The sequence below is a fragment of the Actinomadura decatromicini genome (genome assembly GCF_008121305.1).
GTDB classification, from domain to species: Bacteria; Actinomycetota; Actinomycetes; order Streptosporangiales; family Streptosporangiaceae; genus Spirillospora; species Spirillospora syzygii.
On record NZ_VSRQ01000001.1, the window covers coordinates 314,774 to 339,412 of the forward strand.

General features: G+C 75.8%; 2 protein-coding genes (1 of these 2 running past the window's edge). Both read left to right on the forward strand.

Going from position 1 to position 24,639, the window contains the following annotated elements:
• Window positions 1-18,543, forward strand: coding sequence for a type I polyketide synthase (locus tag FXF68_RS01390; protein ID WP_148756986.1), 18,543 nt, complete (start codon window positions 1-3; stop codon window positions 18,541-18,543).
• A protein-coding gene (locus FXF68_RS01395) for a type I polyketide synthase (RefSeq protein ID WP_148756987.1) crosses the window boundary here: on the forward strand, window positions 18,533-24,639 show its 5' portion. It continues 5,353 nt past the right edge of the window; the window shows 6,107 of its 11,460 coding nt (coding positions 1-6,107); it begins with the start codon at window positions 18,533-18,535; its stop codon lies off the right edge, out of view. The genes FXF68_RS01390 and FXF68_RS01395 overlap by 11 nt, the downstream gene beginning before the upstream one ends.

Below are 24,639 nucleotides of genomic sequence, written 5' to 3' on the forward strand. Positions count from 1 at the left end.
ATGCGTGACACCGAACCTGCTTACACCGGGCCGGAGGACTCCGCCGTCGCGGTCGTCGGGGTGGCGTGCCGGTTGCCCGGTGCTCCGGGACCGGACGCCTTCTGGGACCTGCTCAGCGCCGGCCGGGACGCGATCACCGAGACCCCGCCCGACCGCTGGGCGGACGGCGACGGCGCCACGCGGATCCGCCGTGGCGGGTTCCTGGACGAGATCGACCGGTTCGACGCGGCGTTCTTCGGGATCAGCCCGCGCGAGGCCGCCGCGATGGACCCGCGCCAGCGGCTGATGCTGGAGCTCGCCTGGGAGGCGCTGGAGGACGCCCGGATCGTTCCCGCGACCCTGCGCGGCAGCGCGACCGGCGTGTTCGCCGGGGCGATCGGGGACGACTACGCCTCGCTCGTCACGCGGATCGGCGCCCCGGCCGTGGGCCGGCACACGATCACCGGGCTGAGCCGGGGCGTGATCGCCAACCGGGTGTCCTACACGCTGGGGCTGCGCGGGCCGAGCATGACGGTGGACGCCGCGCAGTCGTCGTCGCTGGTGGCGGTGCACCTGGCGTGCGAGAGCCTGCGCCGCGGCGAGTCGGAGCTGGCCCTCGCGGGCGGCGTGAGCCTCGCCATCACCGCGGAGGGCACGGTCGCGGTCGACCGGTTCGGCGCGCTGTCCCCGGACGGCCGCTGCCACACCTTCGACGCCCGCGCCAACGGCTACGTCCGCGGCGAGGGCGGCGGCGTCGTGGCGCTCAAGCCGCTGGCCGCCGCGCTGGCCGACGGCGACCCGGTGCACTGCGTGATCCTCGGCGGGGCGACCAACAACGACGGCGGCACCGACGCCCTGACGGTGCCGAGCGCGGCGGCGCAGGAGAGCGTGATCCGGCGGGCCTGCGCGGCGGCCGGGGTGTCGCCCGCCGACGTCCAGTACGTCGAGCTGCACGGGACGGGGACGCGCCGCGGCGACCCGGTCGAGGCGGCCGCGCTCGGCGCGGCGCTCGGCGCGCGGCGGCCGCCGGGGTCGCCGCTGCCGGTGGGATCGGCGAAGACGAACGTGGGCCACCTGGAGGGCGCGGCGGGCATCGCCGGGCTGATCAAGGCCGTGCTGAGCGTCCAGCACCGCCGCCTCCCGGCCAGCCTCAACTTCGAGAGCCCCAACCCGGACATTCCGCTGGACGAGCTGAACCTCCGCGTCCAGCGGGAGACCGGTCCCTGGCCGCACCCCGACCGTCCGCTGGTCGCGGGAGTGAGCTCCTTCGGGATGGGCGGGACGAACTGCCATGTCGTCCTGGCCGAGGCCCCCCGACGGCCGGAGCCGGAAGCCGATGCCGAGCAGGACGCTCCGGGCGGCGCCGTGCCGGTCCTGTGGCCCGTGTCGGCCGCGAGCCCGAAGGCCCTACGCGGGCAGGCGGCCCGCCTCGCCGAGTTCGCCGCGTCCGAGCCCCACGCGGCGGACGAGGACGTGGCGTACTCGCTCGGCGTCACCCGGACGTCCTTCGAACGGCGGGCCGTGGTGGTCGGCGACGACCGCGCGGAGCTGCTGCGCGGCGTCACGGCCGTCGCGGCGGGCGCCCCGGCCGCGGGCGTGGTGCGCGGCGTCGCGGGCGCGGGAGGGGTCGCGTTCCTCTTCTCGGGCCAGGGCTCGCAGCGTCCCGGCATGGGAAGCGGGCTGTACCGGGCCCACCCGGTGTTCGCCGCCGCGCTCGACGAGGTGTGCGCGCACTTCTCCGCGCCGATCAAGGACCTCATGTTCGCGCCCGCCGGGTCCCCGGAGGCGGCGTCGCTCGACCGGACCGCCCACACCCAGACCGCCCTGTTCGCGATCGAGACGGCCCTCGCGCGCCTGCTCGGCCACTGGGGCGTGCGGCCCGCGCTGCTGCTGGGCCACTCGATCGGCGAGATCACCGCCGCGCACATCGCCGGAGTCCTGTCGCTGGAGGACGCGTGCGCGCTGGTGGAGGCCCGCGGACGGCTGATGCAGGCGCTCCCGGCGACCGGCGCGATGGCCGCGCTCCAGGCGACCGAGGCGGAAGTCCTGGCCGTGCTGGACGGACGGCGCGACGTGACCATCGCGGCCGTCAACGGACCGTCTTCGGTGGTCGTGTCGGGCGACGAGGACGCCGTCCTGGAGGTCGCCGCGCACTGGCGCGACGCGGGACGCAAGGCGCGGCGGCTGCGCGTCAGCCACGCCTTCCACTCCCCGCACATGGACGGCATGCTCGACGAGTTCCGCCGGGTCGCCGAAGGACTGCGGCCGCGTCCGCCCGAGATCCCGGTCGTGTCGAACCTGACCGGGACGATCGCGACCGGCGAGCAGCTCGCCGCGCCGGAGTACTGGGTCCGGCACGTCCGCGAGGCGGTGCGGTTCGCGGACGGCGTCCGCGCCGTGGAGGGCGCCGCCGTCGCCGTGGAACTGGGCCCGGACGGGGTGCTGACGGCGATGGCGCGCGAGAGCCTGCCGAAGGGCGTCGCGCTGGTTCCGGCGCTGCGCCGCGACCGTCCCGAGGCCCGCACGCTCGCGACGGCGCTCGCCACCCTCCACGCCCACGGCGCCGAGCTCGACTGGGACGCGCTGCTGCCCGGCGCGCGGCGGATCGCCCTGCCCACGTACGCGTTCGACCGGCGACGGCACTGGCTCAGGGGCTCGCCCGCGCCGCGAACGGAGGCGGCGGAAGTGGATCCCGCCCCCGACGAGGAGCCGCCGACGGACGCGCCGGACGATCCGGCCGGACTGCCGGAGGCCGAACGCGCGCACCGGCTCCGCGAACTGGTCCGCGCGCACACCGCCCTGGTGCTCGGACACGACGACCCCGCCTCGGTCGACGGCACCCGGGCCTTCAAGGAGCTGGGGTTCGACTCCTTGATGGTGGTCGAGCTGCGGGACCGGCTCGCCGACGCGACCGGGATCGACCTGCCCACCACCCTGCTGTTCGAGCATCCGACCGCCGCCGCCGTCGCCGACCTGCTGGCGCGCGAGACGGGAGGCACCGCCGAGCCGGTCCGTCCGGTCGACGTCCCGACCACCTCCACCTCCACCTCCACCTCCACCTCCACCGACGACGATCCGGTCGTCATCGTGGCCATGGGCTGCCGCTACCCCGGCGGCGCGTCCTCGCCCGAGGACCTGTGGCGGATCGTCTCCTCCGGCACCGACGCGCTCTCCCCCTTCCCCGACGATCGCGGCTGGGACCTCGACACCCTGCGCGACCCCGACCGGCCCGGCTCGTCGCACACCCGCCACGGCGGCTTCCTGTCCGGCATCGCCGACTTCGACGCCGGGTTCTTCGGCATCAGCCCGCGCGAGGCCGCCGCGATGGACCCGCAGCAGCGGCTCCTGCTGGAGACCGCCTGGGAGACGCTGGAGCGGGCCGGGATCGCGCCGGGGACGCTGCGCGGGTCCGCGACCGGCGTGTTCGTCGGCGCGACCGCCCAGGACTACGGGCCCCGCCTGCACGACCCGGCCGACGAGGCGGGCGGCTACCTGCTGACCGGCACGTCCGTCAGCCTCGCGTCCGGCCGCGTCGCCTACACGCTCGGCCTTGAGGGCCCGGCGGTGACCGTCGACACCGCGTGCTCGTCGTCGCTGGTGGCCCTGCACCTCGCCGCGCAGGCGGTGCGCCGGGGCGAGTGCTCGCTGGCCCTGGCGGGCGGCGTGACGGTGATGTCCACGCCCGGGATGTTCGTCGAGTTCAGCAGGCAGCGGGGGCTGTCGCCGGACGGACGCTGCAAGGCGTTCGCCGCCGCCGCCGACGGCACCGGCTGGGCCGAGGGCGTCGGCCTCGTCCTGCTGGAACGGCTGTCGGACGCGCGCCGCCACGGCCATCCGATCCTCGCCGCCGTGCGCGGTTCGGCGATCAACCAAGACGGCGCCAGCAACGGCCTGACCGCGCCGAACGGGGCGTCCCAGCGGCGCGTCATCGCCCAGGCGCTGGCCGACGCGGGCCTGTCCCCCACCGACGTGGACGCCGTGGAGGCGCACGGCACCGGCACCCGGCTCGGCGACCCGATCGAGGCGCGCGCCCTGCTGGACGCCTACGGCCGGGACCGAGATCCGGAGCGTCCGCTGCTGCTCGGCTCGGTCAAGTCCAACATCGGGCACACCCAGGCCGCCGCCGGAGCGGCCGGTGTGATCGCCATGGTGCAGGCCATGCGGCACGGCGTCCTGCCGCCGACCCTGCACGTGGACGAGCCGACCCCGCACGTGGACTGGTCGTCCGGCACGGTGGCGCTGCGCGTCGAGGCGACACCGTGGCCGGAGGCCGACCGGCCGCGCCGGGCCGCGGTGTCGTCCTTCGGGATCAGCGGCACCAACGCCCACCTGATCCTGGAGGCGGTGCCGGAGCCCGCGCGGGAGCAGGCCGCCGCGCCCGCCGGGCCGATCGGGGCGCTGACGGCGTGGCCGGTCACGGCGCGGACCGGCGAAGCGCTGCGGGCTCAGGCCGCGCGGCTGCGCGACCTGGACGCCGATCCCGCCGACGTCGGCCTCTCCCTGGCGACGGGCCGCGCGCCCTTCCCGGAGCGCGCCGTCGTGCTCGGACGCGACGCCGCGGAACGGCTGCGGGGCCTCGACGCGCTGGCCGGCGAAGGGTCCGCGCCGGAGCTGGTGCTGGGAACGACCGCCGCCTCGGGCGCGACCGTGTTCGTCTATCCGGGGCAAGGGTCGCAGTGGGTCGGCATGGGCACCGAGCTGCTGGACTCCAGCCCGGTGTTCCGCGCGCGGGCCGAGGAGTGCGCGGCGGCCCTGGAACCGCACGTCGACTGGTCGCCCCTGGACGTGCTGCGCGGCACGGGTGCCCCGCTCGACCGGGTGGACGTCGTGCAGCCCGCCCTGTGGGCCGTCATGGTGTCGCTGACCGCGCTGTGGGAGTCGCTCGGCGTCCGTCCGGACACCGTCATCGGCCACTCGCAGGGCGAGATCGCCGCGGCGGCCGTGTCGGAGGCGCTGTCGCTGGCGGACGCCGCCGCCGTCGTGGCCTTGCGGAGCAGGGCCCTGGTCGCGCTGGCCGGGACCGGCGGCATGGCCTCGGTGCTGCTGCCCGCGCCGGTCGTCGCCGAACGCATCGCCGCCTGGGGCGACCTGCTGGACGTCGCGACCGTCAACGGCCCGAACGCCACGGTCGTCGCCGGCGACGCCGCCGCGATCGCCGAGCTGGTCGCCGGATGCGAGGCGGACGGCGTCCAGGCGCGGACGATCCCCGTCGACTACGCCTCGCACTGCGCCCGGGTCGAGGGCATCCGCGACGAGGTGCTGGCGGCGCTCGCGCCGATCCGCCCAGGGCGGCCGCGCGTCCCGATGCTCTCGACGGTCACCGGGGAGCCGGTCGGCGACGGCGAGCTGGACGCGGCCTACTGGTTCCGGAACCTGCGGCGGACCGTCCGGTTCGCGGACGGCGTCCGCGGGCTGCTGGAACGGGGCCGGGCGTTCTTCGTCGAGGCGAGCCCGCACCCGGTGCTGACCACGGCCGTGCAGGACGTCGCGGAGGACGCCGGCGTCCCGGCGGCGGCCGTCGGCACGCTCCGCCGCGACGAGGGCGGCCTGGACCGGTTCGCCCGCTCGGCGGCCGAGCTGTACGTCCAGGGCGGGACGGTCGACTGGGCGGCGGCCCACCCCGGCGCACGCCGCGTCGACCTGCCCACCTACCCCTTCCAGCGCGAGCGGCACTGGCTGGCGGCGCCCGCGGCCTCCGGCGACGTGGGGGCGCTGGGGCTGGCGTCCGCCGACCATCCGCTGCTGGGCGCGGCCGTCGCGGCGGCGGACGGGGACGCGACGGTGTTCACCGGGCGGATCTCGACGCGGACCCATCCCTGGCTCGCCGACCACGCGGTGACCGGCACCGTGCTGCTGCCCGGCGCCGCGATCGCCGAACTGGCGCTGCACGCGGGCGCGCGGCTCGGCGCGGAGGCCGTCGACGACCTCGCGCTCGAAGCGCCGCTCGTGCTGGACGGCGCCGAGGCCGTGGAGATCCAGGTCATCGTCGGCGCGGCGGACCCCTCGGGACGCCGTCCGGTCGGCCTGCACTCCCGGCACGGCGACGGCGCGTGGACCCGCAACGCCACCGGTGCGCTCGCGCCCGCCGCCGGGCCCGCGCCCGGCGACGACCTGGCGGTCTGGCCACCGCCCGGCGCGACGCCGATCGACCTGTCCAGACGGTACGACGAGCTGGCCGGCCAGGGGTACGACTACGGCCCCGCCTTCCAGACGCTGCGCGCCGCCTGGCGCACGGGCGACGCGGTGTTCGCCGAGGTCGGGCTCGCCGAGACCGAGGCCGGGGACGCGGGCGGGTTCGGCGTCCATCCGGCGCTGCTCGACGGCGCCCTGCACGCCGTCGGACTCGCCGTCCCCGGCAGCGCGGAGGGGCCGCTGCTGCCGTTCTCCTGGAGCGGCGTGCGGCTGCACGCGGTGGGCGCGTCGACGTTGCGAGTGCGCATCGCCGCCGTCGACGGCGGGGCGGTCTCGCTGGTCTTCGCCGACGCGCTGGGAGCGGCCGTCGGCTCGGTGGACGCGCTAGCCATGCGGCCGGTCTCGCCCGGAGCGCTGAGCCGGGCGGGCCGCTCGCCCGGCCTTTACACGGTGGAGTGGCGGCCGGTCCCGCTCCCGGCCGCCGGGTCCGCCCAGGTCGTCGTGCTCGGCGCGGAGACGTTCGGGCTGCCCGCGGTCGCCGACCTGGACGCGGCCGCCGAAGCCGCGCCGGACGCCGTCCTGGTCCCCGTCGAGACCGCCGCCTCCGACGATTCCGGCGAAGGGGTTCGGGCCGCGCTGAGCCGCGTCCTCGACGTGCTGCGGGTGTGGACGGACGACGAGCGGTTCGAGGACGCCAAGCTCGCGTTCGTCACCCGTGGCATGGAGGCCGACCCGGTCGCGGCGGCGGTCTGGGGCCTGGTCCGCACGGCCCAGGCCGAGAACCCCGATCGGTTCTTGCTGATCGACGTGGACGGCGAAGGGTCGGCGCGCGACATCCCCGCGGCGCTCGCCACCGCGGAGCCGCAGTCGGCGTTGCGCGAAGGTTCCTGCCTGGTGCCGCGCCTGGCCCCGGCCTCGCCGGAGGAGGGTCCGCCCGTCGCGTTCCCGCCGGACGGGACGGTGCTGATCACCGGCGGCACCGGGACGCTCGGCGCGCTCACCGCACGCCACCTGGTCGTCCGGCACGGCGTCCGCCACCTGCTGCTCACCAGCCGCTCCGGGGCCGCCGCGCCCGGCGCGGCCGAACTCGCCGACGAACTGACGGCTCTCGGCGCGGACGTCCACATCGCCGCCTGCGACGCCGGCGATGCCGATGCGCTGGCCGGTCTCCTCGACTCCGTTCCCGCCGATCGTCCGCTCGCCGCGATCGTCCACACGGCGGGGACGCTCAACGACGCGACGATTGCCAACCTCACGTCCGACCAGCTCGACGCCGTCCTGGCCGCCAAGGCCGACGCCGCCTGGCATCTCCACCGCCTCACCCGGGATCTACCGCTCAGGGCGTTCGTCCTCTACTCGTCCATCACCGGCACGCTCGGAAGTCCGGGCCAAGGCGGCTACACGGCTGCCAACGCCTTCCTCGACGCCCTCGCCCACCACCGTCACCAGCAGGGACTCGCCGCGACGTCCATTGCCTGGGGCCTGTGGGACGAGGCCAGCGGCATGACCGGCCACATGAGCCAGGCCGACCGCACCCGGATGCGGCGCGGCGGCGTGGCGCCGCTGGACACCGCGCAGGGCCTGGCCCTGCTCGACGCCGCGCTCGGCACGGCGCGGCCGGTGACCGTCGCGGCGGCGCTCGACCTCGCCGGGACGCGGACCGGGCCCGTCGCGGCCCCGCTGCGCGGGCTGGTCCGGGCACCGGCGCGGCGGGCGCGCGCGGCGGACGCGGCCGAGGACGGCACGTCCGCGCTCGCCCGGAGGCTGGCGGCCGCGCCGGAGGAGGAGCGCCACGGCATCCTCCTCGACCTGGTCCGCGCCCACGCCTCGGCCGTGCTCGGACACGGGACGCCGGAGACGGTCGTCGCCGGGCGGCCGTTCAAGGAGATCGGGTTCGACTCGCTCACCGCCGTGGAGCTGCGCAACCGGCTGGCCACCGCCACCGGCCTGCGGCTTCCCGCCACGCTCGTGTTCGACCACCCGACGCCGGACACGCTCGCCGCGCGGCTGCGGAGCGGCCTGCTCGGAGACGCCGCCGCCGCACCCGCCGCAGCGCCCGCCGTCGACGGGGACGAGCCGATCGCGGTGATCGGGATGGCCTGCCGCTACCCCGGCGACATCGCCACGCCCGAGGACCTCTGGGACCTCGTCGCCGCGGGCGGCACGGCGCTCACCGACTTCCCCGGCGACCGCGGCTGGGACCTGGACCGGCTCTTCCATCCCGACTCGGAACGCCCCGGGACCAGCCACACCCGCAAGGGCGGCTTCCTGCGCGACGCCGACCACTTCGACCCCGCCTTCTTCGGCATCAGCCCGCGCGAGGCCGCCACCATCGACCCGCAGCAACGACTTCTGCTCGAAACCGCCTGGGAGGCCATCGAGAACGCCCACATCGATCCGACCGGCCTCGGCGGCACGGCCACCGGCGTCTACACCGGCATCATGTACGGCGACTACGGGTCGCGACTGCAATCGGTGCCGGAGGAGTTCGAGGGATACCTCGGCAACGGCAGTTATGGGAGCGTGGCGTCCGGGCGGATCGCCTACACGCTCGGCCTCCAGGGTCCGGCGATCTCGGTCGACACCGCCTGCTCATCGTCGCTGGTCGCCACCCACCTGGCCTGCCAGGCGCTCCGCTCCGGGCAGGTCGGGCTCGCGCTGGCGGGCGGCGTGACGGTCATGGCCACCCCCGCCACGTTCGTCGACTTCAGCCGGCAACGCGGGCTGGCACGCGACGGCCTGTGCAAGCCGTTCGCCGCCGCCGCCGACGGGACGGGCTTCGCCGAAGGCGCCGGACTGCTCCTGCTGGAGCGGCTCAGCGACGCCCAGCGCAACGGCCACCGCGTCCTGGCCGTCATCCGCGGCTCCGCCGTCAACCAGGACGGTGCCAGCAACGGACTGACCGCGCCCAACGGGCCGTCCCAGGAGCGGGTCATCCACACCGCGCTCACCGACGCCGGTCTGAACGCCGCCGACATCGACGCCGTCGAGGCGCACGGGACCGGCACCACCCTCGGCGACCCGATCGAGGCCCAGGCCCTCATCAACACCTACGGACGGGAACGGGATCCCGAAAAGCCCCTCTGGCTCGGCTCGATCAAATCGAACATCGGGCATGCCCAAGCCGCTGCGGGCGTCGCCGGAATCATCAAGATGGTCCTCGCCATCCGGCACAGGACGCTCCCGCGAAGCCTCCACATCGACGCGCCAAGCCCTCACGTCGACTGGGACGACTCCGGCGTCCGGCTCCTCGACCAAGCCCAACCCTGGCCCGACACCGACCGGCCACGCCGCGCCGCCGTCTCCTCCTTCGGCATCTCCGGCACCAACGCCCACGTCATCGTCGAACAGCCCCCGGACGAGCCGGAACCGGAGCGTCCCGAGGCGGCCCGCCTCCCGGCCGTGCCGTGGGCCCTGTCCGCGAAGTCCGAGGCGGCGCTGCGGGACCAGGCCCGGCGGCTGCGCGCGTTGGTCGAGGACGATCCCGACGCCGACGTCCGGGCGGTGGCGCACGCGCTCGCGACGGGCCGGGCGCTCTTCGACCACCGCGCGGTGGTGGTCGCCGCGGACCGCGACGGCCTCCTCGACGGGCTGGGCGCCCTGGCCTCCGGACGGACGACCGCGGCCGCCGTGCGCGGCTCTGCGGGACGTCCGGGCGGCGTGGCCTTCCTGTTCTCCGGGCAGGGCTCGCAGCGCGCCGGGATGGGCCGGGAGCTGTACGAGCACTTCCCCGTCTTCGCCGAGGCCCTGGACGAGGCGTGCGCCGCCCTTGACCCGCACCTGGACACGCCGCTGAAGGAGGTGATGTTCGCCGACGACGGCGCGCTGCTCGACCAGACCGTCTACACCCAGCCCGCGCTGTTCGCCCACCAGACCGCGCTCCACCGGCTGATCACCTCCTTCGGGATCGTCCCGACGCACTTCCTCGGGCACTCGATCGGCGAGCTGACCGCCGCCCACCTCGCGGGCGTGCTGTCCCTCCAGGACGCGGCCACCCTCATCACCACCCGCGCCCGGCTCATGCAGGGCTCCCGCCCCGGCGTCATGATCGCGATCAACGCCTCCGAGGACGCGGTCGCCGAACGGATCGCCGGGCGCGAGCTGGCCGTCGCGGCGGTCAACGCGCCGGACGCGGTCGTCGTCTCCGGTGACGCCGGAGACGCGGACGAGGTCGCGGCCGAGTTCGAGGAGCGCGGGCACCGCGTCCGGCGGCTGGCGGTGAGCCGCGCCTTCCACTCGCCGCACATGGACCCGGTCCTGGACGAGCTGCGCGCGACCGCCGCGCGCCTCACCCTCCGCCCGCCGGAAGTGCCGATCGTCTCCGACCTCACCGGTGAGATCGCCACGGCCGACGAGCTGACCGACCCGGACTACTGGGCCCGGCACGTGCGCGGCACCGTCCGGTTCGCCGACGGTGTCGCGGCGCTGGACGCCGCCGGGGTCGGCGTCTGCCTGGAGCTCGGTCCCGACGCGACGCTGACCGCGCTCGCCCGGCGGGTTCTCGATGACGGCGAAGGCGCCGTCGCGACCGCGCCGCGCGGCCTCGACGCTTCCCGCGGCGTGGTCGCGGCGCTCGCTGGGCTGCACGTGCGCGGCGTGCCGGTCCGCTGGGAGGGGCTGACACGTCCCGGCCGTCCCGTGCGGCTGCCGAACTACCCGTTCCAGCGCGCGCGGTACTGGCTGGACGCCCCGGTCGGCTCCGACCCGTCCGGGCTGGGGCTGGCGGAGACGGGCCATCCGCTGCTCGGCGCGGCCGTCCAGGTCGCCGGGCAGGACGAGACGCTGTTCACGGGGCGGTTCTCCGCAGGAGCGCCGTCCTGGCTGGCCGACCACGAGGTCGCCGGGACGCCCCTGCTCCCCGCCGCCGCGCTGGTGGAACTCGTCCTGCGGGCGGGCCTGGAGACCGGTCTCGAACGGATCGCGGAGCTGGCGCTGGAGGCGCCGCTCGTGCCGCCCGAGTCCGGGGCGGTGCAGCTCCAGGTCGTCGCGGGGCCTCCCGACGCGACATCCGGGCGCAGGCCGGTGTCCGTGCACGCGCGCCCGGACACGCCCGGCGCGCCGTGGACGCGGCACGCCACCGGCACGCTCACCACGGCCGGTCCGCCTCCCTCCGAGCCGCTGACGCAGTGGCCCCCGGCGGACGCGGCCGAACTGCCGGTCGACGGCGTGTACGAGCGGCTGGCCGGCCACGGTTACGGATACGGCCCGGCCTTCCAGGGCCTGCGTGCCGCCTGGCGGCGGGGCGACGACCTCTATGCCGAGGTCGAGCTGCCCGGCGGGGCGGAGACCTCGCGGTACTCGATCCACCCGGCGCTGCTCGACGCCGCCCTGCACGTCCTGCCCGCCGCCAACGACGGCACGGGGCCGCTGCGGCTGCCGTTCGCCTGGACCGGCGTGTCGGTGTTCGCCACCGGCGCCACCCGTGTGCGCGTCCGCCTGTCCCCGCGCGGGGAGAGCGGCTTCGCGCTCGCGGTCCACACCCCGGACGGCGATCCGGTGCTCACCGCCGACGCGCTGACGTTGCGTCCCGTGCGGGCGGACCGGCTGGCGCGGGCCGCGGGGCGCGGCGCGCTCCGGCACGTCGTCTGGACGCCGACGCCGCTCGCCGACGCGCCGGACGGCACGGTCGCCGTCCTCGGGCCGGACGGGCTCGCGGGGCTGTCGGGAACGCCGGACGCCGTCGTCGTACCCGTCGCCTCGCCCGGGGTTGATCCGGTCGCGGAAACGCACGCGCTGGCCGCCGAGGTGCTGGAACTGCTCCAGGGGTGGCTCGCGAGGTCGACGACGGAGGCGTCCCGCCTGGTCGTGCTCACCGAGAGGGCCGAGACCGCGCGGGAGGGCGACGTCGTCGCGGACCTCGCGGCGGCCGCGGTCCGCGGGCTCGTCCGCTCGGCGCAGTCGGAGCATCCCGGCCGGTTCGTCCTGCTGGACGTCGACGGCGCCGACGCCTCACGGTCCGCCGTCGCGGCTGCCGCGCTGTCCGGGCTGCCCGAGCTGGTCCTTCGCGACGGGATCGCGTTCGCCCCGGAGGTCGCGCGGCTGCCGGTCACCGACCGTCCCGCGCCGGAGCTGGACGGGACGGTCCTGATCACGGGCGGCACCGGCACGCTCGGCGCGCTCGCCGCCCGCCACCTCATCACCCGCCACGGCGTCCGCGACCTGCTCCTCGTCAGCCGCTCCGGCCTGGAAGCACCCGGAGCTCGTGAGCTGCTGGCCGACCTCACCGCACTCGATGCCCGAGTCACCATCGCAACCTGCGACGCCGCCGACCCCGACGCCCTGAGCGCGCTACTCGGCACCATCCCGCCGGATCGACCGCTCCGCGCCGTCATCCACGCAGCAGGCACCACCGACGACGCGACCCTCACCCACCTCACCTCCGACCAACTCCGCACCGTCCTCCAGCCCAAAGCCGACGCGGCCTGGAACCTTCACCAACTCACCCAGCACCTCCCACTCCGGGCGTTCGTCCTCTACTCCTCCGTCACCGCCGTCCTCGGCAATCCGGGCCAGGCCAACTACGCCGCCGCCAACGCCTTCCTCGACGGCCTCGCCCGCCACCGCCACCAGCAAGGACTCCCTGCCACGTCCATCGCCTGGGGCCTGTGGCAGACCACGAGCACCATCACCGCCCAACTCGACGCCGCCGACCGCAGAAGGCTCGACGACGCGGGGCTGCGGCCACTGGACGACGAAGAGGCGCTGGACCTGCTGGACGCGGCACTCGGCCAGGACCGTCCGGCCGTCGTCGGGGCGCCGATCGACCGGCTGGGACGGCCCCAGAAGCGACGCCCACAGCAGCCGGCCGTCGCGCTCGACCACGCGGACCTCCCGCCGGAGCGCCGCCGCGAGGCGCTGCTCGACCTGGCCCGCACGGAGATCGCGGCGGTCCTCGCCCACCCGGACCCGCGCGCGATCGGCTCCGAGGCGTCCTTCGCGGAGCTGGGGTTCGACTCGCTGACCGGTCTGGAGCTGCGCAACCGGATCGCCACCGCGACCGGCCTCAGCCTGCCCGCCTCCCTGGTCTTCGACCACCCCACGCCAGCCGCGCTCGCCGCCTACTTGGACGCCGAACTCACCGGCACGCGTGAGGCCCCCACGCCCCACGCCGCGTCGGGCCAGCCGGACGAGCCGATAGCGGTGATCGGGATGGCCTGCCGCTATCCCGGCGAGGTCACCACCCCGGAACAGCTCTGGGATCTCCTCGCTCAGGGCCGACACGCCGTCACCGACTTCCCGACCAGCCGGGGCTGGGACCTCGACCGCCTCTTCCACCCCGACCCCGACCACTCCGGCACCAGCTACACGCGCAAGGGCGGCTTCCTGCACGACGCCGACCACTTCGACCCCGCCTTCTTCGGCATCAGCCCACGCGAAGCGACCGCCATCGACCCGCAGCAGCGCCTCCTGCTCGAAACCGCCTGGGAAGCCATCGAGAACGCCCGGATCGACCCCACCACCCTCACGGGGACGGCGACCGGCGTGTTCACCGGCATCATGTACGCCGACTACGCCGCCCGCCTCCATGCCACCGGGACGTCCACTCCCGTCGAGGGCTACCTCAGCACCGGCAGCGCGCCCAGCGTCGCGTCAGGCCGCATCGCCTACTCCCTCGGGCTGCAAGGCCCGGCGATCTCGGTCGACACCGCCTGCTCATCGTCGCTGGTCGCGACCCACCTGGCCTGCCAGGCGCTCCGCTCCGGGCAGACCGACCTCGCGCTGGCGGGCGGCGCCACCGTCATGGCCACACCCGCCACGTTCATCGAGTTCAGCCGACAGCGCGGGCTGGCGCCGGACGGCCTGTGCAAGGCGTTCGCCGACACCGCTGACGGGACCGCCTGGAGCGAAGGCGCCGGGCTACTCCTCCTTGAAAGGCTCAGCGACGCGCAGCGCAACGGTCATCCCATCCTCGCCGTCATCCGTGGCACAGCCGTCAACCAGGACGGTGCCAGCAACGGACTCACTGCGCCCAACGGCCCGTCCCAAGAACGGGTCATCGACAGCGCGCTCACTGACGCAGGTCTCAGCCCAGCAGACATCGATGCCGTCGAAGCTCACGGCACCGGCACCACCCTGGGCGACCCGATCGAAGCCCAGGCCCTCATCAACACCTACGGACGCGAACGCGACCCCGACAAGCCCCTCTGGCTCGGCTCGATCAAATCGAACATCGGCCACACCCAAGCCGCCGCGGGCGTCGCCGGAATCATCAAGATGATCCTCGCCATCCGGCACCGGACACTCCCCCAAACCCTCCACGTCAACGCCCCAAGCCCCCACGTCGACTGGGAGGACTCCGGCGTCCGGCTCCTCGACCAAGCCCATCCCTGGCCCGACACCGACCGGCCACGCCGCGCCGCCGTCTCCTCCTTCGGCATCTCCGGCACCAACGCCCACGTCGTCATCGAAGAAGCACCGCAGGAAGCGGAGCGGCCCGAAGGCGAGCGGACCTCCCTGCCGATCCCGTGGCTGCTGTCCGCGCGGACGGAGACCGCGCTGCGCGCGCAGGCCGTCAGGCTGCACGACTTCGTCCAGGCCACACCCGACCTGGACCCGATCGACGCGGGTCTGTCCCTGGCGACGACCCGAGCGGCGCTGGACCACCGGGCCGCGATCGTGGCGTCCGACAGGGAAGAGTTCCTCGACGGGCTGCGGTCGCTCGCCGCCGGCGAGACTCCGCCGCAGGTCGTCCGGGACACCGCGCGTGAGGGAAAGGTCGCGTTCCTCTTCCCGGGGCAGGGTTCCCAGCGGCCCGGCATGGGACGCGAGCTGTACGCGGACTTCCCGGTGTTCGCCGAGGCACTGGACGAGACCTGCGCGGCGTTCGACCCGCACCTGGACGTCCCCCTCCAGGAGGTCATGTTCGGCGACGGCCAGGAGGTCGACCAGACCCTCTACACCCAGCCCGCGCTGTTCGCCTTCCAGACGGCCCTGTACCGGCTGACCACCTCCTACGGCCCCGAGCCGCACGTGCTGCTCGGGCACTCGATCGGCGAGCTGACCGCCGCCCACCTCGCGGGCGTGCTGACCCTCGACGACGCCGCCGTCCTCGTCACCGCCCGCGCCCGGCTCATGCAGGACTCGCGGCCCGGCGCGATGGTCGCCATCGGCGCGTCCGAGGAGGAGGTCGCCGACACCCTGGCCGCGTACGCGGACCGGCTTTCCGTCGCCGCGGTCAACGCGCCGGGGTCGGTGGTGGTCTCCGGCGACCCGGAGGCGGCCGAGGAGGTGGCGCGGCTCTGGGCGGAGCGCGGTCGCCGCACCCGGCGGCTGAACGTCGGCCGCGCCTTCCACTCCCCGTTCATGGACCCGGTCCTGGACGAGCTGCGCGACGTCGCCCGGACGCTGGAGCACGGCCCGCCGAAGATCCCGGTGATCTCCAACCTGACCGGGCGGACCGGCGACCGGCTCACCGACCCGGACTACTGGGCCGACCACGCGAGAGGGACGGTACGGTTCGCCGACGGCGTCGCCGCGCTCGCCGAGCAGGGCGTGACGACGCTGGTGGAGCTCGGCTCCGACGCCGTCCTCACCCCGGCGGTCCGGCAGACCCTCGACGGCGGCGGCGCCGACGCGGTGCCGACGCTGCACCGCGAGCGGCCCGAGACCCGCGCCTTCGCCACCGCGCTGGCGCACCTGCACGCCCGCGGCGCGGCGGTGGACTGGCCCGCGCTCATCGGCCCGGCCCGGACGGTCGCCCTGCCCACCTACCCGTTCGAGCACGCCCGCTACTGGCTCGACGCGACCGCCCCGGCCGGGGACGTCGCGACCGCGGGCCTCGACCCGACCGGGCATCCGCTGCTCGACGCGGCCGTGCCCGCCCCGGACGGGTCCGTCACCTACACCGGCCGGATCTCCCCCGCGACCCGGCCCTGGCTGGCCGATCACGCGATCGACGGGACGGTGCTGCTGCCGGGCGCCGCGTTCGCCGAGTTCGCCCTGGCCGCGGGCGCGCGGCTGGACGGGGAGGAGCTGGGCGGGCTGACGCTGGAGGCGCCGCTCGTCCTGCCCGAGGAGGGCGTCCGGATCCAGGTCGCCGTCGGCGCCCCCGACGAGGCGGGCCGCCGCTCGCTCGACGTGCACTCGCGGCGCGACGGCGGCTGGACCCGCCACGCGACCGGCCACCTGTCCCCCGGCACCACACCCCCCGAACCCGCGCCCCCCGAACCCGCGCCGCCTGCCGCGTGGCCGCCGCCGGGGGCCGACCCGGTCGACGTCGACGGCCTGTACGCCCGGCTGGCCGAGCGCGGCTACGAGTACGGACCGGCCTTCCAGGGTCTACGTGCCGCCTGGCGGCTGGGCGGCGAACTCCACGCCGAGGTCCGCGTGCCGGACGCGGCGCAGGACGGCTTCGCCCTGCATCCGGTACTGCTGGACGCCGCCCTCCACCTCCTGGCAGCGGACGCGGAGAACGACGAACTCCGCCTCCCGTTCGCCTGGACCGACGTCGCCCTCCGCTCCGCCGGGCACACCGACCTGCGCGTCCGGATCGTCCGCGACGGCGTCGACAAGGCCGCTCTGACGTTCACGGCCCCGGACGGAACCGCGGTCGCGACGGTCGGGTCGATCGCCGTCCGCGCGGTCGATCCCGCACGGCTCCGGAAGTCCGGCGACGGACCGCTGGAACAGGTGTGGCGCCCGGTGCCGCCCGCGTCCCGGCCGGCCCCCCGCGCGCTGATCCTCGGCGACGACGCGCTGGGCCTCGGCCTGGAGACCCGCCGCGACCCGGACTCGCTAGCGGCGGCGTCCCCGGACATCACGCTGGTCGCGTTCCCCGCACCGGAAGGCGAAGACCCGGCGCGGGCCGCGCACGACAGCACACGTCAGGCCCTGGAACTGCTCCAGGGCTGGCTGGCGGACGACCGGTTCGAGGATGTTCCGCTCGCCGTCGTCACGCGCGACGCCACGGCGGGGAACCCCGTGTCGGCGGCCGTGCGGGGCCTGGTGCGCTCGGCTCAGTCGGAGCACCCCGGCCGGTTCGTCCTGCTGGACCTCGACGGGGCCGAGACGTCCCTGCGGAGCGTCACCGACGCCCTGGCCTGCGGCGAACCGGACGTGGCCGTCCGCGACGGCCGCGCCCACGCGCCCGTACTGGCCCCCGTGCCGTCAACCGGCGGGGAACCGCCCGCGCTGGACGGGACGGTGCTGATCACCGGCGGCACCGGCACCCTCGGCGCGCTCACCGCCCGCCACCTCGTCACCCGCCACGGCGTCCGCGACCTGCTCCTCGTCAGCCGCTCCGGCCTCGACGCACCCGGCGCCCGCGAAGTCCACACCGAACTCACCGCACTCGACGCCCGAGTCACCATCGCAACCTGCGACGCCGCCGACCCCGACGCACTAAGCGCGCTACTCGACACCATCCCCCCGGATCGACCGCTCCGCGCCGTCATCCACGCAGCAGGCACCACCGACGACGCCACCCTCACCCACCTCACCCCCGACCACCTTCACACCGTCCTGACCGGCAAAGCCGACGCCGCCTGGAACCTCCACCGACTCACCCAGCACCTCCCCCTCCAGGCGTTCGTCCTGTTCTCCTCCGTCGCCGCCACCCTGGGGAACCCCGGCCAGGGCAACTACAGCGCCGCCAACTCCTTCCTCGACGCCCTCGCTCGCCACCGCCACCGGCAAGGACTCCCCGCCACGTCCATCGCCTGGGGGCTATGGCAGACCACCAGCACCATCACCGCCCAACTCGACGCCACCGACCGGAAACGGCTGGAACGGACGGGCCTGCGACCGCTCGCCGACGACGAAGCCCTCCGCCTCCTGGACGCGGCACTCGCCTCGAACCGGCCCGCGCCGATCGCGGCCGGGTTCAGCGGGAGGCTGCTCCGCGAACTCACCCGCCCCCGAAGGCGCGAACCCGACAGCGGCCCGCGCGCCGGGCGGTTGCGCGAGCTGCCAGGCCCCGAGCGCCGCGACGCGGTCACCGCTCTGGTCCTGGCGAAGGTCGCCGAGGTGCTGGGGCACACCGCGCCCGACACCGTCGACCGCGGCCGGGGCTTCCAGGACATGGGCGTCGACTCCCTCACGGCGGTGGAGCTGCGCAACCGGCTCGACGTGGCGACCGGCCTGCGGCTGCCCGCGACGGTGGTCTTCGACCATCCGAGGCCCGACGCGCTGGCCGAGTTCGTCCTCGGAGAGCTGGACTTCGCCGCCGGCGGCCCGCGCCCGCCACTGCTCTCCGACCTCGACCGGCTCGAAGAGCAACTCCACGACCTGCCGGAAGACCTTCGCGGGCAACTCGCGACCCGGCTGGGCAACCTGCTCGACCGGCTCGCACCGGCCGCCCCCGAACCCGCCGCCGAACTCACCGAGCGGCTCGACTCCGCCTCCGACGACGAGATCTTCGACTTCATCGACCGGGAGTTCGGCGCCGAGACCGGCGCCGAGGATCGACGAGGACTGACATCACATGGCGAATGACGGACGACTCCGCGACTACCTCAAGCGGGTCACGCTCGACCTGCACGCGGCCCGCGAACGGATCCGCCAGATGGAGTCCGAGCGCACCGAGCCGATCGCGATCGTCGCGATGGCCTGCCGGTATCCCGGTGACGTCGCCTCCCCCGAGGAGCTGTGGGAGCTGGTCGCGGCGGGGACGGACGCGATCGGCCCGTTCCCCGCCAACCGCGGCTGGGACCTGGAGGGGCTGTACGACCCGGACCCCGACCATCCCGGCACGTCCATCTCCCGGGCGGGCGGGTTCCTGCACGACGCCGACCGGTTCGACCCCGAGTTCTTCGGCATCAGCCCGCGGGAGGCGCTGACCGTCGACCCGCAGCAGCGGCTCCTGCTGGAGCTGGCCTGGGAGTCGTTCGAGCGCGCCGGGATCGACCCGGCGGCGCTGCACGGCACCGCCACGGGCGTGTTCACCGGCGTGATGTACGACGACTACGCCGCGCGGATCCGGCCCATCCCCCCGGCGTTCGAGGGCTACGTCGGGACCGGCAGCGCCCCGAGCGTCGCCTCGGGCCGGATCGCCTACACCTTCGGCCTGGAGGGACCGGCGGTCTCGGTCGACACGGCCTGCTCGTCGTCGCTGGTCGCGCTGCACCTGGCCGTGCAGGCGCTGCGCCGCCGCGAGTGCCGGCTGGCGCTGGCGGGCGGCGTGACCGTGATGGCCACCCCGAACACGTTCGTGGAGTTCAGCCGCCAGCGCGGGCTGTCCCCCGACGGCCGGTGCAAGGCGTTCTCCGCGCGGGCGGACGGCACCGGCTGGGGCGAGGGCGCCGGGCTGCTCCTGCTGGAACGGCTGTCGGACGCGCGGCGCAACGATCACCCGGTCCTCGCCGTCGTCCGGGGCACGGCGGTCAACCAGGACGGCGCCAGCAGCCGCCTCACCGCGCCCAACGGACCGGCCCAGGAGCGGGTCGTCGCGCGGGCGCTGGAGGACGCGGGGCTGCGGCCGGGCGAGGTGGACGCGGTCGAGGCGCACGGCACCGGCACCGCCCTCGGCGATCCGATCGAGGCGCACGCCCTGATCCGCGCGTTCGGCGCGGACCGGCCCGGCGGGCGTCCGCTGTGGCTCGGCTCGGTCAAGTCCAACATCGGGCACGCGCAGGCGGCGGCGGGCGTCGCCGGGGTCATCAAGACGGTCATGGCGATCCGGCGCGGGCTCCTGCCGCCGACCCTGCACGCCGAGGAGCCCGCCCCGGACGTCGGCTGGAGCGCGGACGGCGTCGCGCTGCTCACCGAGGCCGTCCCGTGGCCGGAGACGGGCCGGGCGCGGCGCGCCGGGGTGTCGTCGTTCGGGATCAGCGGCACCAACGCGCACGTGATCGTCGAGCAGGCCCCGCCGGAGGACCCCGCGCCGGACGAGCGAGCCGGGGCCGCCCCCGCGGTGACGCCCTGGCTGCTGTCGGCCAGGACACCGGAGGCGCTGCGGGAGCTGGCCCGGCGCCTGCACGACCAGGTGTCGGTCGACCCGGAGACCGACCCGGCCGACGTGGCGTTCGCGCTGGCCACGGGCCGGGCCGGGCTGGAGCACCGGGCCGCGGTCATCGGCGCCGACCGGGCGGCGCTGCTGGACGAGCTGGCGGCGCTCGGCCGGGACGAGCCCGGCGACAAGACGCTGCTGGGCACCGTCCGTCCGGGGCGGCTGGGCTTCGTGTTCTCCGGGCAGGGCAGCCAGCGGCCCGGCATGGGACGCGAACTGCACGTGGCGTTCCCGGTGTTCGCGGACGCGCTCGACGAGGTGACCGAGTCGCTCGACGCCCACCTCGACCGGCCGCTCCGCGAGCTGATGTTCGCCGCCGAGGGCACGCCCGAGGCCGCCCTCCTCGACCAGACCCGCTACACCCAGGCCGCGCTGTTCGCGTTCGAGACGGCCCTGTACCGGCTGTTCGACCACTGGGGCGTCCAGCCGAAGGTGCTGGCCGGGCACTCGATCGGCGAGCTGACCGCCGTCCACGCGGCGGGCGTGCTGTCCCTCCCCGACGCGTGCGCGCTGGTGGCCGCGCGGGGACGGCTGATGCAGTCGGCGCCCGGCGGCGGCGCGATGGCGGCGATCCAGGCGTCCGAGGACGAGGTCCGGGCGACCCTCACGACCGGTGCCGACGTCGCGGCCGTGAACGGCCCCGCCGCCACGGTCGTGTCCGGCGACGAGGACGCAGTGCTGGCGATCGCGGAGCACTGGTCCGGGCTCGGTAGGCGCACCCGGCGGCTGAACGTCTCGCATGCCTTCCACTCGGCGCACATGGACGGCGTGCTGGACGAGTTCCGGCTGGTCGCGGCCGGGCTGGAGTTTCGGCCCCCGGCCATTCCCGTGCTGTCGAACCTGACCGGGGAGCAGGCCACGGCCGAGCAGCTCCGCTCCCCCGACTACTGGGCCCGGCACCTGCGCGAGGCCGTCCGCTTCGGCGACGCGCTGCGCGCCGCGCGCGCGTCGGGCGTCGCCACGGCCGTCGAGATCGGCCCGGACGCCGCGCTCGCCCCGCTGGCCGCCGAGCCGGACACGCCGCCGATCGTGGCCGCGCTCCGGCGCGGCCGTCCCGAGCCGGTCGCGGTGATCGAGGCGCTCGCCGCCCTGCACGTGCGGGGCGTGCCGGTGGACTGGCGGCAGGTCCTCCCGCCGGGACGGCCGACGCCGCTGCCGACCTACCCGTTCCAGCGCGAGCGGTACTGGCTGGACGCGCCCGCCGCCGCGAACGTGGCCGCCACGGGCCTGAGCGCGACCGACCACCCGCTCCTCGGCGCGGCCGTGGCCCTGGCGGACGGCGAGGGCCACCTGCTGACCGGACGGCTGTCGCGCGACGCGCATCCCTGGCTGGACGACCACACCGTGCTGGGTGTCGGCGTGGTGCCCGGTGCCGTCCTCCTGGAGCTGGCGCTCCTGGCCGCCGACCGCGCCGGGGCGGGCGGTGTCGCGGAGCTGACGCTGGAGGCGCCGCTCGTGCCGCCGGACGGCGGCGCGGTCCTCCTCCAGGCGCGGGTCGGGGAGGCCGACGAGGACGGGCGGCGCTCCATCGGCGTCTACGCGCGCGCCGCGGACGCCGCCGACGACGAGCCTTGGACGCGGCACGCGACCGGCCGGCTGGACGCCGGAGCGCCGTCCGCCGCGTCCGGCCCGGCGGCGTGGCCGCCCGAAGGGGCCGTTCCGCTGCCCGTCGACGACCTGTACGAGCGGCTCGCCGACGCGGGGCTTTCCTACGGCCCCTCGTTCCAGGGCGTCCGGGCCGCGTGGCGGCACGGCTCGGAGGTGTACGCGCGGATCGAGCCGCCCGGCGAGACGCCGGAGTGGCCGGGGCTGAGCCCTGCGCTGCTCGACGCCTGCCTGCACGCCGCGAGCCTGGCCGTCGACGAGGCCGACGTGCCGCGCGTCCCGTTCTCCTTCCGGGACGCGGCGCTCCACGCCACCGGGGCAGGCGACCTGTGGGTACGGGTGTCGCCGACCGGCCCGGACGCGGTGTCGCTGGACATCCGCGACGCCGCCGGGACGCCCGTCGCGTCCGTCGGAACGCTCACCACGCGACCGGTGTCCCGGGAACGGCTGGCCGCGCGGCGCTCCCTGCCGCTGTTCGCCGTGGACTGGCAGGCCATCACCGCCCGAACCGCCGAAGCCGAAACGCTTGTCGAGGTCGTCGAGCCGTCCGGGGACGGTGTGCACGAGATCGTCGCCGACACGCTGCGGATCGTCCAGGACCGGATCGCGCAGGAGCCGCCACCCGCCGGGCCGCTGGTCGTCCTCACCCGCGGAGCCGTCACCGACGACGTCGCCGACCCGGCGGGCGCGGCGGTCTGGGGGCTGGTGCGGACGGCGCAGACCGAGCACCCCGGCCGGTTCGTGCTGCTGGACGCCGAAGACACCGGCGAGCCGGTGCCGTCCGACCTGCTCGGCGCGGCCCTGTCCACCGGAGAACCGCAACTCGCGCTGCGCGGCGGCGAGTTCCGCGTCCCCCGGCTCACCCGCGTCACAGCCGAGCCCGCCGCCACGGCGCTCGCCCCGGGCGGGACCGTGCTCGTCACCGGCGGCACCGGCCTGCTCGGCGGGCTCGTCGCCCGTCACCTCGCGGCGGCGCACGGCGTCCGCCACCTGCTGCTGACCGGCCGCCGAGGGCCGGACGCCGAGGGCGCCGCGCAGCTCCGCGCCGAGCTGGCCGAGCTGGGCGCCGAGGCCACGATCGCGGCCTGCGACGCCGCCGACCGGGAGGACCTCGCCGCACTGCTCGCCTCGATCCCGGCCGACCGGCCGCTCACCGCCGTCGTGCACGCCGCCGGGGTCCTCGCCGACACCACCCTCGCCCGGCTCGCCCCTGCGGACCTGGCGAAGGCGCTGCGGCCCAAGGCCGACGCCGCCCGCCACCTGCACGAGCTGACCCGCGACCTCGACCTGCGCGCCTTCGTCCTGTTCTCCTCCCTGGCCGGGACGCTCGGCTCAGCGGGCCAGGGCGCCTACGCCGCCGCCAACGCCTATCTCGACGGGCTCGCCGCGCACCGCCTCGCCCGGGGCCTCCCGGCCGCCTCGCTGGCATGGGGGCCGTGGGCCGAGGACGGCGGGATGACCGGCGGGCTCGGCCAGGCCGACCGGGCGCGCATCGCGCGGACCGGCGTCACGCCGCTCTCCGCCGGGCTGGGGCTGCGGCTGTTCGACGCGGCGCTCGCGTCCGGCCGGGCCGTGACCGTGCCCGCCGACCTCGCCCTCGGCGCCGTCCGCGACGCTCCGCCGCTGCTGCGCGGCCTGGTCCGCGCACCGGCGCGGCGGAAGGCCGCGGCCGGGTCGGTCTCGGCGCCGTCCCTGGCCGGGCTGCCGGACGAAGAGCAGCGCCGCCTCGTACTGGGGACGGTCCGCGCCCAGGTGGCGACCGTGCTCGGGCACCCGAAGCCCGACACGATCCCGGTGGCCAGGCCGTTCGTGGACCTGGGGTTCGACTCGCTGACCGGTCTGGAGCTGCGCAACCGGCTCGGCGCCGCGACCGGCCTCGACCTGCCCGCCTCCCTGGTGTTCGACCACCCGACGCCCGAGGCGCTGGCCGAGCACCTGTGGGACGCCCTCCTAGGCCGCCGTGAGCGCGGCGAGGTCAGGACCGCCATCGCGGCGGACGAGCCGATCGCGGTGGTCGGCATGGCCTGCCGCTATCCCGGCGAAATCGCCACGCCGGAACAGCTCTGGGATCTCCTCGCCCGCGGCGAGCACACCATCACCGACCTGCCCGGCAACCGCGGCTGGGACCTCGACCGGCTCTACCACCCCGACCCCGACCACCCAGGCACCAGCTACACCCGCAAGGGCGGGTTCCTCCACGACGCCGACGCGTTCGACCCGGCCTTCTTCGGCATCGGCCCGCGCGAGGCGGCCGCCATCGACCCGCAGCAGCGGCTCCTCCTGGAGACCGCCTGGGAGGCCATCGAGAACGCCCGCATCGACCCGACCGGCCTCGGCGGCACCGCCACCGGCGTCTACACCGGCATCATGTACGGCGACTACGCCGCCCGCCTCCACGCGACACCCGCCGACTACGAGGGCTACCTCAGCACCGGCAACGCGCCCAGCGTCGCGTCAGGCCGCATCGCCTACACCCTCGGCCTGCAAGGCCCCGCCATCACCATCGACACGGCCTGCTCCTCCTCGCTGGTCGCGACCCACCTGGCGTGCCAGGCACTCCGCTCCGGACAGGTGGAGCTCGCGCTGGCCGGCGGCGCGACGGTGATGGCCACTCCCACCACGTTCATCGAGTTCAGCCGACAGCGCGGGCTGGCACCCGACGGCCTGTGCAAGGCGTTCGCCGACACCGCCGACGGCACCGCCTGGAGCGAAGGCGCAGGGCTCCTCCTCCTGGAACGGCTCTCCGACGCTCAGCGCAACGGCCACCGGGTCCTGGCGCTCATCCGCGGCTCAGCGATCAACCAGGACGGCGCGAGCAACGGACTCACCGCGCCCAACGGGCCGTCCCAGGAGCGCGTCATCCACACCGCCCTCGCCGACGCCGGTCTCACACCAGCCGACATCGACGCCGTCGAAGCACACGGCACCGGCACCACCCTGGGCGACCCGATCGAAGCCCAAGCCCTCATCAACACCTA

What these genes read in the sequence shown, in the direction of transcription:
- FXF68_RS01390 (WP_148756986.1), top strand. Translation starts at nt 1, where the DNA reads ATGCGTGACACCGAACCTGCTTACACCGGGCCGGAGGACTCCGCCGTC.